Raw genomic sequence first — 16,363 nt, forward strand, 5'->3', positions numbered from 1 at the left:
ATCTAAAAGTTAATTTTAATAAAACGCAACAGCTATAATTTTCACAATTGATTATTTTTGACAAAAAATTATATGTAAGTTTGACATGTCAAAAAACAAGCCATAATTTTACAAAAATAGCATTTAAACCTTTGCATACAAACTTATTTAATATCGTTTTATTATCATTTTTCCTAACTTTAGGATGTGGTAATTTATATTCGCAAGAGATAAAAAACAAAAAAAAGCCTTTACCTACTGTAAAACAAACAGATAAACAAAAAAGCACTGCAACAGAGAAACCTGAGGCTCCCGTTTCAGACACTATAAAGCTGGATACGGTTAAGGCAAAAAAGAATTTCCTTGATGCTGTTACCAAATACAAAGCTAAAGATTACGCTAAATACGACAAAAAAGCTAAAACTCTTACCTTATATAATGAAGCCGAACTTTATTACAAAGATGTCGAATTAAAGTCGGGTATCATTGTTTTAAACATGGAAAAAGAAGAAGTTTATGCCGGACGTATTCGGGATTCGGCAGGTGTTTTGATACAATATCCAAACTTCAAACAAGGAGCCAGCGAAGTACAGCCGGACTCTATTCGTTTTAATTTTAAAACCAAAAAGGCTCTGATCTATAATTCGAGAACAGAACAAGGTGAATTTAAGATTAAAGCAGCCATTACCAAAAAAGAAAACGACTCGGTTTACTTTTTACGCGGTGCCCGTTTTACAACCGCAAAAGACATTGACAATCCGGAATACTATTTTCAGACTAATAAAGTAAAGTTCATACCTGGTAAAAAAGTAATTACCGGTTTAACAAATATGGTTATTGCGGACGTTCCTACTCCTTTGGCATTGCCTTTTGCCTATTTCCCAATGAGTCAGGAAAAAAGTGTTTCGGGTATTATTTTACCTAGTTACAACGACTCTAACACAAGAGGCTTCTCTTTGCAAAACGGAGGATATTATTTTGCATTAAGCGACAATTATGATCTGACAGTGCTGGGTGATTATTACACCAATGGTAGTTATGCCATGCGTTTCGAATCGACATACGCTGCGAAGTACAAATACAGAGGAAATCTTAATATCCGTTATGAAAACCTAATCACCAGTGAGCGTGGTTATCCTGACTATTCTAAGGAAAAAATCTACAACATTCAGTGGTCGCATTCGAAAGATACTAAATCGAATCCTAACTCTACATTTTCTGCCTCTGTAAACATGGGTAGCAGTAAGTACTTTAAGCGATCAATCAATCAGGCGAACGCAGGATCTAATTTAAATAACACTTTAAATTCATCCATCTCCTATAGTAAAACATTCAATACGATTCCACAGGCACGTATTTCGTTAACTGCCACGCACTCGCAAAATACCCAAACGGAAAAAATCGACATGACCTTACCAACCTTACAGGCAAGTGTGGATCGTGTTTATCCTTTTGTTGGAAAAGACGGCGTTAAAAAAGGGTTCATAAAAAACATCAATTTACAATATAACTTAAGCGGTAAAAACAGTATTTCAACAACAGACTCCCTGTTTTTCAAACCACAAATGTTTAGAGATGCTAAGATTGGAATGCAGCACAGTATTCCTATTAGTACTAACTTTAAATTATTTAAATACTTTAGTGCCGGAGCCTCTACCAATTATCAGGAAACCTGGGTAACCAAAACTGAAAACAGACAATACGATGCAACTAAAGGTCAAGCAGTAACTACCACTGTTAATGGTTTTGATGCTTACAGAACTTACAATTTCAGCACCAACTTAGGAACTACCATTTACGGTACTTTTAATTTTGGTGACGACAAAAAAATTCAATCCATACGTCACGTCATGAGACCAACTATGACGTATTCTTATACACCTAGTTTTGATCAATATTACGACAATTATACGGTAGACGCATCCGGAAAAATTAGCACATACTCCAGATTTGATAATGGTATTTTTGGCGCTCCCGGAAACAGCAACTCTAATATTGTGTCATTTGCTTTAAGTAATACTTTTGAAGCCAAAGTAAGAGACCGTGACAGTACAAAAACAGAGCCGAAAAAGATCATGTTGCTGAACAACTTAAACTTCAGTACCAGTTATAATTTCAATGCTGACGGAAAGCAAACTTTAGCCTGGCAGCCGGTAATTGTAAGCGGTGGAACTCAGCTTTTGGATAACAAAATGAATGTGAACTTTGGGGCTGTTTTAAATCCGTATGCAATTGATGGTGCAGGACACGTAATGAATGTTTTTAACATCGATAATGGAGGAAGTTTATTCCGATTAACGAGTGCCAACCTTACGGTAAACTACTCCTTCTCGAACAAGGGAGGCGGTGCACAGGAAAAGAACACGCAAAGCCAGCGAAATGGAGGTCGTAATGATGACTTATTCGGAACAAATACAGATCTAAACGACAGCAGAAATAGTCAATTTGCCAACGAAAAAGATGATGATAAAGATGTGATCACTGAGTTTTTCCGCTCTAAACTTCCATGGGATATGACTATGGCGTACTCTCTAACGTACTCGAATGCTGCCAGAGAAAATAAAATTACCGGAAACTCGATCATGATATCTGCCAATATGGATATTACTCCTAAATGGAAAGGCGGGGTTTCTACGGGTTACGATTTTGTACAAAAAGGAGTCACTTTTACACAATTTCGTTTCGAAAGAGACTTATTGAGCTGGAGAATGGCCTTTAACTGGACTCCAATTGGTCCAAACTCAAACTGGAACTTCTTTATCGGAATTAAATCCGGAATGTTGAGTGATATCAAATGGAACAAGCGTAGCACTTTAAATCGATAAACCATCGAATAAAAATAATTTATTATGAAAAAAATCATCTTTACCGAAAAGGCGCCGGCTCCAATTGGTCCTTACAATCAGGCTGTATTATCAGGAAACACACTTTATGCATCAGGTCAGATTGCAATCAATCCAACCTCTGGCGAACTTGTAACAGACAATATCAATGATGAAACCAAACAGGTAATGGAAAATATTGCCGCAATTTTAGAAGCTGCAAATATGTCTTTTGAAAATGTAGTGAAAGCTACCATCTTTATCATGGATATGAATAATTTCGCCGCTATAAATGCTGTTTACGGCTCTTATTTCGACGAAAAAACAGCTCCTGCACGTGAAACTGTTCAGGTGGCCTGTTTACCTAAAAATGTAAATGTTGAAATTTCGATAATTGCTGTACAATAAAAAATGTTTCAGGTTTCAGGCTTGACACTTTGAGTACAATTACCAAATACAATCTAAAACTTGAAACTTGAAACAAAAAAACCGTTACAGAATTGTAACGGTTTTTTTTATCTTTTAGAAATTCTATAATTGCAAGGCAATGGCATTTAGCAGTAACTGCGCCGAAGCTTCATTAGTTGCCAACGGTACATTATGAACATCGCAAACACGAATCAGCATATTGATATCAACTTCGTGAGCATGACTTGCCAGCGGATCTTTAAAAAAGAAAACCATATTCGTCTTCCCTTCGGCTACTCTTGCTGCAATCTGCGCATCTCCTCCCATTGGTCCCGAAAGCATTCTTTTCACCTTAAAACCTGCATTTACAGCCTTACTCCCTGTAGTTCCCGTTGCGATTAATTTAATATTGTCCTGAAGCAGTAAGGTCTTGTTTTTATTCAAAAACTGAACCATGTCTGCCTTTTTTCCATCATGTGCTATGATAGCAATTTCCATATTCTATTTTATTTATTGATTTGCAACGTGATAAGCAATTAATCCATCAATAGGCCTTCTTAAAACATTACCCAATTGAAGTCCGTATTTATCGAAAGTTTCCTGTAATTCGTCTTTTAGATAAAAAGCTATTGAACCAACAAAATGAACAGGAACTTCTTTGCAATTGTCAAATTGCTTGATGTAGTTTTTCACGAAAGACTTCATTCCCTTGAAAATAATTTTTCTACAAAACTCAGTATCTTTATGCTTGATCAGGAACTTTGCAAAAGTCGCTAAATAAGCATTTGGATTTGGTTCTTTATACAACTTATTTTTGATAAAATCAGGATCTAAATTATACTCCTTCTCAAATTCAACTGCCAGTTCTTTTGGCATTTTATTGAAATAATACTTTCTGATTAATTCTTTTCCAAAAACATTTCCGCTACAGTCGTCCATTGCAATAAACCCAAGTGACTGTACTTTTTGATGCAATACTTTTCCATCAAAAAAACTGCAATTAGAACCGGTACCTAAGATACTCACAATCGCAGCTTCTCCTTTTGGAGTAGTTGCATATACCGCCGCATAAGTATCTTCCTGAACTTCTACGATTGCATTCTCAAAATATTCCTGAAATATTCTGGAAAGTTCTATTTTCATCCTCTCGGTACCGCAACCTGCTCCGTAAAAAAACAAATGCGTGGCGTTCTTTTTATTTTGCAGAATATCAAAACGATCGTTTAATCTTTCTACTATCTCCGGACCGTCAAGAATTTCAGGATTTAACCCTAAAGTTTGTGTGGTGAATAATACTTTTCCATTATCATCAATTGCAATCCAATCGGCTTTAGTAGATCCACTATCAACTATTAATTTCATTTTATTTAGTTTTTGGATTAGTTTTTCTTTAGCTAAATAAAAAATGTGTTTTTACCTAAATTAAAGAAGTAACAAAATAAGAAAATCCCATTACTATTCAATAACGGGATTTTGCAAAAATATATATTATTATTTTAAACCTGCGATATGCACAGACAAATCAATCAATTTACTTGAATATCCGTACTCATTATCATACCAGGATACTAATTTAAAGAAAGTTGAATTTAAACCGATTCCTGCTCCGGCATCCACTACTGAAGTTCTTTTATCAGAAATAAAATCCTGAGAAACAACTGCATCTTCTGTATATCCTAAGATACCTTTCATGGTAGTTTCAGAAGCATTTTTCAAAACAGCCATAATTTCTTCATAAGAAGTTTCTTTAGCCACTTTTACCGTTAAATCTACTACAGAAACGTCAGCTGTAGGAACACGGAAAGACATTCCTGTTAATTTTCCATTCAAAGCCGGAATTACTTTTCCAACTGCTTTTGCAGCTCCGGTTGAAGAAGGAATGATGTTGATGCTTGCAGCACGTCCGCCTCTCCAGTCTTTTCTTGAAGGACCATCAGCTGTCATTTGAGTTGAAGTTGTTGCGTGAACTGTTGTCATTAAACCTTCAACAATTTCGAAATTATCGTGAATTACTTTTGCTAAAGGAGCTAAACAGTTTGTCGTACAAGAAGCGTTAGAAACTACTAAATCTGTAGCTTTTGCTGTTTCATGGTTTACTCCCATTACAAACATTGGTGCATCAGCAGACGGAGCAGAGATAATTACTTTTTTAGCACCACCTTTGATGTGCTCGTTTGCAGTTTCGATTGTTGTAAAAATACCAGTACATTCAGCAACTACATCTACATCTACTTCGTTCCATTTTAAATCAGCAGGATTTCTTTCAGCTGTGATACGAATATTTCTTCCGTTTACGAAAAGTTTTCCGTCTATTACTTCTACAGTTCCGTTGAAACGTCCGTGAACTGAATCATATTTTAATAAGTAAGCCAAGTGATCTACATCTAACAAATCATTGATTGCTACTACTTCTACATTATCTCTATTGAAAGTTTCTCTAAAAACGATTCTTCCGATACGTCCAAATCCGTTTATTCCTAATTTTACTTTTGACATTTTACTTAATTTTTTGTTTTTTATTACACTAATTCAAAGTCTAATTTCCTCACAATAAACTTCTTTCCTTTTTTAAACTTTTTTTATGTCGACATGATGTCGGACACTCTTAACAATTCTCTATCAATCTCAGATTTACCTTTAATTGCTTGTTCAAGAGGTGTCAAAACAACTTTATCAGCCTGCAAACCGACCATATAATTTGATTTACCTTCTATTAAAGATTCTACCGCTTTTACTCCCAAACGGCTTGCTAAAACACGGTCAAAGCAAGATGGAGAACCACCACGCTGCATGTGTCCTAATACAGATACTCTAACGTCGTACTCCGGCAGATTGGCTTCAACGTAATCTTTTAATTCGAAAACGTTTTTACCTATTTTATCTCCTTCGGCAATAACAACTATACTTGATGATTTTCCTGAAGCTTTACTTTTTTGAAGAGAGTCTAATAATCGGTCTAAACCTAAATCTTCTTCAGGAATAAGAATTTCTTCTGCACCGGCACCAATTCCGGCATTAAGAGCAATGTGACCTGCATCTCTACCCATTACCTCTACAAAAAACAGACGGTTATGTGAACTTGCAGTATCTCTAATTTTATCGATACAATCCACAACAGTATTTAAGGCCGTATCATATCCTAAGGTATGGCTGGTTCCAAAAATATCATTATCAATTGTTCCGGGAATTCCCATTACAGGAAAACCGTATTCTGAATTAAAAATTAATCCTCCGGTAAAACTTCCGTCTCCTCCAATAACAACCAAAGCATCTACTCCGGCTTTTAAAAGATTTTCGTGTGCTTTCTTTCTACCTTCCGGACTTCTAAAATCAACTGAACGAGCTGATTTCAAAATCGTTCCGCCTTTGTTTACAATATTATTTACGCTACGGGGTCCCATTTCTTTGAAGTCACCTTCAATCATTCCTTGATATCCCCTATAAATCCCTATGCATTCTATATTATGATAAGCACATGTTCGAACAACTGATCGTATTGCGGCATTCATTCCTGGTGAGTCACCTCCTGATGTAAGAACACCAACTTTTTTTATTGTTTTTGGCATTATTTAAGTATTAAAGTGTAAAATTAGCAAACATTCACCACTTGTTGGGTTATTTTTGTAATAAATTAGCAAAATATGTTAAATTCAAACGTTTTCGTTAATAAGTTTTTCTAAAGCAAAAATTTCATTCTCAATAATAAATCTCACCTATTTAAATTGAATCTTTAAAATTAACAATACATTACTGAAGTGTTATAAAATTTGATAGCAATCCTGTTCTATTAAAAAATAAGCAAGTCTCTAAAATTAAAACAAAAAAACCATTCGCAGCAACGAATGGTTTTTTATAACTCTATTTTTAACAAATCATTTAAAAGTCATTGTCAGGAATTAATCCTTCATTATTTATTGGTGGAGGAACTTTTGGCTCTTCTTTTTTCTCTTTCTTCTCCTCCTTCTTTTTGTTCTTGTCTGCGTTCTTTTTATTAGAGAAATTAACAAAATCAGGATTTAGGTTATTGTCCTGCAAATCGTTTGTGGAATTTTTAATAGCTCTTTCCAGCTTATGGTTTTTGAAAAGTTTATTCACCAACTCGCTAAAAGTATCAAAATCTACTTCATACGAAATACCAACTCCTTGTGTATAACCAATACCTTGTCCTATATAATTAATGTCATTTTCTTTATTAAACAAACGAAGATTCATGGATCCGTCCTCATTAACTCGATACAGGATTTCGATATCCCCAACAATAGCAGATTCATTTACTCCACCTACCGGAACTCCCAGTTTTCCGTTGATAGTAATTCTTTCATTGATCTGAGAAGAAATATTCGCTACAAACTGACCATCAGCTTCCTGTCCAAGTCTCTTATCAGCAGAGATATAATTCAAATCGATATTGACCTTATCATTATCTGATTTTATAATACCTCCTAACAAACTGGAAGCCGTTTCGGTTAAAGTTCCTGAAAAATCACCCTGGCTAAATCCGTCTGTACTCATAAACGAACCTGTAGACAATAGATACAAGGCCTGAGTCTGACGAATGTCTTTATCGTCTAACTTATACTGTATCTCCGATTTAAGCACGGTACTAACGGAAGGAAACTGTATGTCAAAATTAGGCTCCGGACTGGCCAAATCCCCACGCAATCCAATTACCACTTCGACCGGTACTTTTTTATTGAATGAAGAAGTATTGTCTAACAATACAGCCGGATTGGCGGTTGTTTTATAAACCGCTTCCAAATTCAACTGCGCTTTCATTGGGTTTCCTTCCCAAATAATAGACCCTCCTTTTTTAACGGAGAATTTTTTATCAATTAAACCACCATATTTAAAATTGTAAGTTCCTTCATAAGCCTGGAAATCCCCCCACATATTAAATTTACCCAGTGTATTAATTTTAAACAATAACGATCCGTATCCTTTTCCTTTCATACCATGTCCGGAACTTCGGTCTAAAATTACCTCTACCTCGGCATCGGGAGTAATATCAAAATCAAACTCCAGTTCCAATCCATTGTAATTTTTGGTCTTTTCAAGTATACCATTGGCCAGATTGTACTTTTCCTGCGGTGTTACAAAATGAATCCAGCTACTCTCTCCAACACTCTGTGTATTGTTTATTGGAATCTTTACCTGAGTTCCTTTTTCTGATTTCGCCTCTACTTTTATAAACAATGCTTCTGTAGGACCTTTAATACTGGCGGTACCATTTATAAATGCCGTACCAAAATAAGCGGCATCTTCACTGTCTTTGGTATCCAGTGCCAACAATCGCTTAGAAGTAATATTTAAATCCAGCTTCCAGTCACCAAAATTATGATGCTCAATACTTCCGTTCAGTAGCCCTTTTGTTCCATATTTGGTATCCGTCAGCTGATTGTTTCTAAACAAAAATTTCTCATCTGTTAAGTCAATCACGGTACGATCGCTTAATTCGTAATCTGTATTTAAGTACGGAATGGTCATTCCCGCCTTCTCAACGTACAAACGTCCGTTAATTTCAGGCTTTTTCAAATTCCCTACTACGGCGGCATTTCCCGAAACCGATCCTCTGACATTAGAAAGTACCTCTCCTCCAACTGTTCCTAAGGTAGCCAAGTTAAACCCTTCAAGCTTCAGACTCAAATCTAAAAAAGTCTCTTTGTTTTCAACTGCAAAAGTTCCTTCTGCTTTAAACGATTCTGTAAATCCGTTTTGGATAGAGGAATTGATAGTGAATTTTTTAAAACTTTCATCTCCCGCAATATCAAAATTAAGTGTCCCTAAATCTGTTTTATTCAAATTCAGGTGATCAATTACAATAGAGGCCGTAGGCTGATAAACGTCTTTATTCTGTTTGTAATTTACATTTCCATTTAAATTACCATTAAACACGAACTTAGAATTAAAAGGTGTGATTTTATTAATATCAACGTCTTCAAAGTTCAGCACCAGATCTTTATAATCTTTCCCTTTTATGACACCATTCAAATCTATTTTCTGATTCTCGTGAGACAATACAATATTATCAATAGTGAAATTTTTAAAGTACTGATCAAAAACTATCTGATTGTCCTTTTCAGCATCTTCATTTAAATACCACAAATAGTCTTTAAATTTCATCTCAGACTTCTTAATCCCTACGATATTGTTTTTATTTTTATCGATGGTATGATAGAGATCCAGATTAAAATAATCTTCTCCTTTATCCCCTCCTTTAAATTCGGATCTTACAAACAGGGTATCTTTAGCGGTAACATTAATCAGATTAAAATCGCGTACTTTATAATATGGCGTTTTAATACTATCCAACTCTACATAAGCATTATAAAGCGTATTTTTATTATCGATCGTAATTCGAATATTGTCAAAGGTATTTTTGGCAGCGACAATTTTTTCGGAATTAAATTTGAATTTAAACTCCTGAAGATCCGAATCAATTTTCCCTCGAACTGTAGTGCTTGAATCAATTTTGATGTCCGGATACAACATCTCGACTATCTTATCGTACACATGAAAGTTGAAACGCAAAAATTGCCCTTTCTTAAGTTTATAAGGTTTGTAATTGGTGTACAAACTTCCCACTGAATTCATGACCAGCTTGTCCAGTTGCGCAAACTGAAACTTACCTACTATCTCTCCCTTTACTACATCATTTGAACCAATAGTAATTGTTCGCAGTTTATCGGCATCAAAATGAGAATTGACTGTAAGCTCTTCAAAAACATAGGTATCCTGAGGATTTTGATAAACAGCATCTTTGATCGAAATGGTTCCCTGTAAATTCTCTATCGAATTTCCGGTCACTGCTACAACGGCATCTCCTTTAAAATGTGAAATAGAATCGCTTATAAATTTGAGCTTTCGCAAATCGGCATTGTCTACGTTAATATGAAAATCATAACGATTTTCACGTTTACTCAGATCCACCATTCCATCAAACAGTAAACTTAAATTAGGATCATTTACAGAAACCTGTCCTTTATAATAAGGTAATTTAAAATTCCCGTTTAAAACAATATTGTTATAGGTGTATTTATTGTAATCTAATTTTGCGATATCTCCTTTAACAATGGTATTGAGGTATTTTTCGGTAAACCCTACTCCATCTACATCTACATTCAAAGTCGTTCTTCCAATATCTTTGCGATTCAGTACCGCACCAATATTAAAATTCTCCAGAACTACATTTCCTGAGTAAGAAGCTTTGTCAATAAAATCGATATTATTCATATGTAAATCGACCTGACCATTACCTAAATCAGTAATCATCTTAAAATCGGTTTCTAAGGCTGTAGTCGAAACTTTTGCTTTTCCAACGATATTGAATTTACCAATTCGTCGTAATTCTTTTGGAAGTGTTTTACCTAAAATACCCGGCAATAAAACGACAAGATTATCGTAACTCGAAACCAGTTTCTCGAACTTGCCATCCATAGAAAACTTCTGGGTTTTGCTTCCCAAAAGATTCTTGAAGTTAAGGGTTCCGAAAATTCTTGAACCATTAGTATCACTCAATCTAAGATGTCTTAAATTCAGATCATTTAAAGTTCCTTTTATTTTCGTTCTAATTTTAAAATGCTGATTTTTCCCCAAACCATCGTAAAAATAACGAATATCATTTGATGCAATGGAAGCAGAATCCAAGGCTACATCAAATTTTACTTTATCGGTAAAATGTAAAAAATCCTCTATTTTATAGTTCAAAATCGCTTTTCCGTAAATAGACGATCTTTTGGTCTTTATCGCCAGATTTTCAACCTTGATTTGCTTTTTAGTATAACTGAATTTCCCGGCAAAATTTGATACATATAAACCACGATGGTCTAAGAAAGAAAATCGGTGAATATTAGTATTTACATCCGGTCCGTATAACTTAAACTCGCTGATATAAGCATTCAATTTTTTAAAATCAAGAAATCTTGGCGTGTTTTTATTCTCATCCACAACAGAAAAAGCTCCCTGAGAGATGTAAGCATTCTTAGCTGTCAACAAAAAGTGTTTGTTGGATTTAGGTGTTTTTTTACCTGTTTCAAACAGCTTAATAAACTTGTTGATATTATTCTCGTCTTCGTTTTTATACGTTTTGAGATTAAAAATCATCCCCGTCAGCCGAATATCTCCAAAAAGCAAATCACCATCTAATAATCTTTTGATGCTAAGAATATCAGTGGTAATTATGTCAGAATAGATTAAAGTCTTCTTATGATGGTCACGAATCAGAACCTTCTTCAGTTTTACACCTCCAAAAATATTTATGGCTACTTTTTCAACGCTAATATCAGTCTTGAAATCAGTGTTTAAAGATTCTGTGACGTATCTCGCTATTTTCGTCTGAACCACTGGCAAAGCCAAGATGATAGCAAGTGCTAACAAAAGTAAAATTAAACCAATTAGGGTTCGGGATATTATTTTCTTTACTTTTCTGATAGCTGCTATATTTTAGTTTTCTTTTAAATTTACTTTGAACAGACAAAGAACGGCTGTTTTTGATAAAAATTCTTTAATTTTGGCTTCTCCTTATAATAAAAGAAAATCAAATATTTGATTTGTCAAATATAATCCAAAAATCGTGCTTTTATATGCAAAATTCAGAGGTTTTTATTCTCGCCATCGAAAGTTCATGCGATGATACTGCTGCCGCGGTTCTACATAACGACAAAGTACTCTCAAATGTTGTGGCCAATCAGTTAATTCACAATCAATATGGGGGTGTAGTTCCTGAATTAGCTTCAAGAGCACACCAACAAAATATTGTTCCGGTAATTGATGCCGCACTTCGTAAGGCAAATGTACAAAAAGATCAACTAAGTGCTATTGCTTTTACGCAAGGTCCCGGTTTAATGGGGTCGTTATTAGTGGGCACTTCTTTTAGCAAATCGTTATCGTTAGCATTAAAAATTCCGCTAATTGCTGTAAATCATATGCATGCCCATATTTTAGCACATTTTATCGATGAAGAAGGGTTTGATAAACCGGAATTTCCTTTTCTGGCGCTCACCATTAGCGGAGGTCATACCCAAATCGTTAAAGTAAACGGATTTTTCGATATGGAAATTATCGGAGAAACTACTGATGATGCCGTTGGTGAAGCTTTTGACAAAAGTGCCAAAATCCTTGGACTTCCTTATCCGGGCGGACCGCTGATCGATAAATATGCAAAATTAGGAAATCCGAAAGCTTTCACGTTTACCAAACCGAAAGTTCCCGGACTTGACTTTAGCTTCTCCGGACTAAAAACCGCCATCTTGTATTTTATTCAAAAAAACAAACTTGAAAATCCGAATTTTATCGAAGAGAACCTGAATGATATTTGTGCTTCCATTCAGCATACCATTATCGAAATTTTGATGGACAAATTGAAATTAGCGGTAAAAGAAACAGGAATCAAACAAATTGCCATTGGCGGAGGAGTTTCTGCTAATTCAGGCATCAGAACCCGATTGAAAGAAAGCGAAGCCCAATACGGATGGAAAACCTTCATCCCGAAATTTGAATATACGACCGACAATGCCGCCATGATCGGAATTGTGGGGTATCAAAAATATTTATCAAAACGTTTCGAAACTTCAGCAGTAGTTTCAAAAGCGCGAATTCAATTTTAATTATGCAATTATTTTTCAATCCTGATATCGACGAATCTACCGAACGCTTTTCTTTTGACAAAGAAGAAAGCCGTCATATTATAAAAGTTTTACGCAAAAAAGATTCCGATATTCTACACGTAACCAATGGTTCGGGTTTGTTGTTTGAAACGGAAATTACTTTAGCATCAGACAATAAATGCATCGTAGAGGTTGTTTCGATTAAAAAATCTCCTGCTCCGAAATTCAAATTGCATCTGGCAGTTGCGCCAACCAAAATGAATGATCGTTTTGAATGGTTTTTGGAAAAAGCAACAGAAATTGGAATTCAGGAAATCACCCCTATTTTTTGTGACCGTTCGGAACGGAAAGTAATTAACCCGGAACGTTTTGAAAAGATTATTCTTTCGGCAATGAAACAATCTAACGAAACCTATTTGCCAAAATTGAATGCTCCGATTTCGTTTAAAGAGTTCATCAAACAAAAGAATGACGGCTTACAATTGATAGCACATTGCGAGGAAACGGATAAAAAATCCTTAAAAGAAGTTTTGAAGCCTAACGAAAATGTAACCCTGCTTATTGGGCCTGAAGGAGATTTCTCCGAAAAAGAAATTGCACTGGCTTTAGAACACCATTTCCAGCCTGTTACTTTAGGAAATACCCGTTTACGAACAGAGACTGCTGCTGTTGTAGCCTGTCATAGTGTTGTCTTTTTTAATGAAAATTAGACTTTGTAATGTTTAATTGTTTATTTGTTTTGTGGTTTAACCGAAAATCTAAAACTATTTGAAATTTATCATTTAAATTAATCCCCATAACTCATAACCCACAACTCACATCTCACGACTCAAATGATATGAAAAAAGTATTTCTCTTGTTGTTAATGATTTCAATCTCTTCCTTTTCACAGGAAATTGCGTTATTAAAATATAGCGGTGGCGGTGATTGGTATGCCAACCCAACATCATTACCCAATTTAATCAAGTTTTGCAATGCGAACATCAATACGAGAATAAAAGCAAAACCATCAACCGTTGAACCGAGTAATCCGGATTTACTTTCCTATCCGTTTGTTCATATGACAGGACATGGAAATGTTGTTTTTAGTGATGCAGATGTAAATAATCTTAGAAATTATTTAAATGGCGGTGGTTTTCTTCATATTGACGACAATTACGGAATGGACCAATATATCCGAAAAGAAATAAAAAAAATATTTCCGAACAATAACTTAATCGAAATTCCCGCAAATCATCCCATATTTCAAAAACCTTTCCCGTTTCCGAATGGTCTTCCAAAAATCCACGAACATGACGGAACACGTGCTCAGGCCTTTGGTATTTTTGTCGATAACAAACTGGTATTACTTTATACTTATGAATGTGATTTGGGAGATGGCTGGGAAGATCCCGAAGTACACAATGACCCTGCTCCGGTTAGAGACAAAGCCTTAAAAATGGGAGCGAACATTATCAATTATATTTTTACTAATTAGTGACTAGTCCCAAGTGATTAGTAACCAGTAATTCATCAGTCTAAAAAAACGTCACCTCTCCACAGTATTCACTTATTACTAATCACATTTCACTTTTTTACTAACGAAAATGCAGCTTACTCACGAAGAAAATCAATTTGAAAGAAAAACATTTCCGATCACATTAATTTGTGATCATATTTATTTTCAGCAAAATATTGGTTCTCTTTTTAGAATCAGTGAGGCATTTGGAGTGGAGAATATCATCTTTTTAGGAAAAGACATTCCACTAACTCCGCGAAAAATCAATAAAACTTCACGAAGCACTCATCTTCACGTAGCTCATACCATAATTGAAGAAACACCCAATCTTGTGGACTATCTGCTTCAAAATAATTTCGAAATTATTGCTTTAGAAATCACAAGCAATAGTAAACCGCTAAAAGAAGTTCTAATTCCTGAGAATCAAAAAATTGCGCTTATCATTGGCAGTGAGATTAATGGAATCTCTGAAGAACTTTTAAAAATTTCAAACCAAATTGTTCACATCAATATGTTTGGAAAAAACAGCAGTATGAATGTTGTTCAGGCGGCTAGTATTGCACTTTATGAAATTACTTCTTTTTAAACTTTTTAGATTTTAAATCGTAAGTATACTGCTTATTAAATACCTCCTTTGTTTTTCTTCTGATCTACTTTCAAATAAAGAAAAACCAGGAATTATTGTGAGACATGCAAAGCAACAATCGGATGAAACTTCACACTTACTTACAGCTAAAATTTTAATTATTTTAACAGTTATTCTTACGTATAAATACGTATAAAAATTTCACATTGTAATATTTGTCAAAAAAATCTTCCATAACGGACAAAAAATAACATAATAACATTCTCAAAAACAGCATTGTACGAATTTACTTCTTAATTATTTTCGTTATTTTTTTGTAAGAACTAGATTATACAAGGGTTTGTAAAATTCTCACAAATAATATTATGTAAATATTTTGTTACAATAATTTTTTTGTTATAAAATTGCATTATAATTAACCAAAACAAATTTTTTATAACAAAAACCCAAGTTATTATGAAAAAAATCATTGTTACCGCATTTACAGCATTAGTGCTGTTTTCATGCCAAAATGACCAATCAGAATCTGCGGATTCAAAAGTTGAAGCAATTGCACACCGCGGATGCGCAAGTCAGGAAGTTCTGGAAGCTCAACTGAAAGCTGATCCTACTTTAGCAATCAGAATGAACGAAATCAACGCTTTCACTGAAAATGCAATCCTTACCAAACGTCTTGTAAACGGTAAAATTGAAATTCCTGTTGTAGTTAATGTTCTTTACAGAACTACAGCGGAAAACATTTCTAATGCGCAAATTCAAAGCCAAATTGATGTCTTAAACAAAGATTTCAATGCATTAAACTCAGATTACAATAGTGTACCAGCTCTTTTTTCTGGTGTTAAAGCAAATGTTGGAATCACATTCGTTTTAGATCAGGTAATTAGAAAATCTACTACCAAAACTTCATGGGGAACAAATGACGCCATGAAAAAAACTGCTCAGGGTGGTATTGCACCAACTTCTCCAACAACAAAATTAAACATGTGGTCTTGTACTATTGGAGGAGGTATTTTAGGTTATGCTCAATTCCCTGGAGGAGCTTCTGCTACAGACGGAGTTGTTGTTGACCCAAAATATTTTGGTCTTTCTGGAGCAGCAAATGCACCGTTTAACTTAGGAAGAACAGCTACTCACGAAGTAGGACACTGGATGAACTTACGTCACATCTGGGGAGATGCTACATGTGGAAGCGATTTAGTTTCAGATACTCCTACACACAATACAGCAAACTATGGTGTACCGGCTTACCCTCACTATAGCACTTGCTCAGGAACTCCTGTTGAAATGACAATGAACTATATGGATTACGTTGATGATAACGCTATGTATATGTTCTCTCAAGGACAAAAAAGCAGAATGGCTGCAATATTTGTTACCGGAGGTCCAAGAGCTTCTTTTGGAATCTAATACAAAACAAGTATAAAAGACAAAGTGAAAAGCGGGATGGCAACATCCCGCTTTTTTTCGT

12 protein-coding genes are annotated in these 16,363 nt (G+C 34.9%); 7 read left to right on the forward strand and 5 right to left on the reverse strand.

The genetic code is table 11. The annotated features are described in order from the left end of the window. The first annotated feature begins 47 nt into the window (after positions 1–47). Complete coding sequence (locus tag ACAM30_RS00580; protein WP_369616739.1) at positions 48–2,804, forward strand: putative LPS assembly protein LptD; 2,757 nt, start codon at positions 48–50, stop codon at positions 2,802–2,804. A 24-nt stretch (positions 2,805–2,828) separates the two neighbouring features. Further along, on the forward strand, positions 2,829–3,209 hold the full coding sequence (locus tag ACAM30_RS00585; RefSeq protein ID WP_369616740.1) for a RidA family protein: 381 nt from the start codon (positions 2,829–2,831) through the stop codon (positions 3,207–3,209). Between the two features lie 123 nt (positions 3,210–3,332). Here the strand turns inward: ACAM30_RS00585 and ACAM30_RS00590 are convergent, their stop codons facing one another. The 5 genes from ACAM30_RS00590 to ACAM30_RS00610 form a co-directional block, all read right to left on the reverse strand. Next, complete coding sequence (locus tag ACAM30_RS00590) at positions 3,333–3,707, reverse strand: methylglyoxal synthase (protein WP_369616741.1); 375 nt, start codon at positions 3,705–3,707, stop codon at positions 3,333–3,335. Between the two features lie 12 nt (positions 3,708–3,719). Then, positions 3,720–4,571 (reverse strand): N-acetylglucosamine kinase, encoded by an 852-nt coding sequence (locus ACAM30_RS00595; protein ID WP_070908889.1) that lies wholly within the window; start codon positions 4,569–4,571, stop codon positions 3,720–3,722. Positions 4,572–4,700: 129 nt separating this feature from the next. Next, positions 4,701–5,705: a type I glyceraldehyde-3-phosphate dehydrogenase gene (gap, locus tag ACAM30_RS00600; protein ID WP_017497660.1), complete on the reverse strand. Its 1,005-nt coding sequence runs from the start codon at positions 5,703–5,705 to the stop codon at positions 4,701–4,703. Positions 5,706–5,788: 83 nt separating this feature from the next. Continuing rightward, entirely contained in the window at positions 5,789–6,775 is a 987-nt protein-coding gene (gene pfkA, locus ACAM30_RS00605; RefSeq protein ID WP_070908891.1) for a 6-phosphofructokinase, read from the reverse strand. Positions 6,776–7,085: 310 nt separating this feature from the next. After that, complete coding sequence (locus tag ACAM30_RS00610) at positions 7,086–11,582, reverse strand: translocation/assembly module TamB domain-containing protein (RefSeq protein ID WP_369616742.1); 4,497 nt, start codon at positions 11,580–11,582, stop codon at positions 7,086–7,088. A gap of 206 nt (positions 11,583–11,788) precedes the next feature. Here ACAM30_RS00610 and tsaD point away from each other — a divergent pair, with 206 nt between their 5' ends. From tsaD to ACAM30_RS00635, 5 genes are all read left to right on the forward strand, one after another. Beyond that, the gene (tsaD, locus tag ACAM30_RS00615; RefSeq protein WP_369616743.1) at positions 11,789–12,811 is read left to right on the forward strand and encodes a tRNA (adenosine(37)-N6)-threonylcarbamoyltransferase complex transferase subunit TsaD; all 1,023 of its coding nucleotides are present in this window, start codon (positions 11,789–11,791) and stop codon (positions 12,809–12,811) included. A 2-nt stretch (positions 12,812–12,813) separates the two neighbouring features. Continuing rightward, positions 12,814–13,521: a 16S rRNA (uracil(1498)-N(3))-methyltransferase gene (locus ACAM30_RS00620; protein WP_369616744.1), complete on the forward strand. Its 708-nt coding sequence runs from the start codon at positions 12,814–12,816 to the stop codon at positions 13,519–13,521. 128 nt (positions 13,522–13,649) lie between these two features. Beyond that, complete coding sequence (locus ACAM30_RS00625) at positions 13,650–14,288, forward strand: DUF4159 domain-containing protein (RefSeq protein WP_369616745.1); 639 nt, start codon at positions 13,650–13,652, stop codon at positions 14,286–14,288. A gap of 109 nt (positions 14,289–14,397) precedes the next feature. Continuing rightward, positions 14,398–14,895 carry a TrmH family RNA methyltransferase gene (locus tag ACAM30_RS00630; RefSeq protein ID WP_369616746.1) on the forward strand — a complete coding sequence of 166 codons (498 nt, stop codon included), beginning with the start codon at positions 14,398–14,400 and terminating at the stop codon, positions 14,893–14,895. A 456-nt stretch (positions 14,896–15,351) separates the two neighbouring features. Beyond that, entirely contained in the window at positions 15,352–16,302 is a 951-nt protein-coding gene (locus ACAM30_RS00635) for a zinc metalloprotease (protein ID WP_369616747.1), read from the forward strand. The last annotated feature ends 61 nt before the right edge of the window (positions 16,303–16,363 follow it).

Origin of the sequence: Flavobacterium sp. CFS9 (assembly GCF_041154745.1) — a bacterium.
GTDB lineage: Bacteria > Bacteroidota > Bacteroidia > Flavobacteriales > Flavobacteriaceae > Flavobacterium.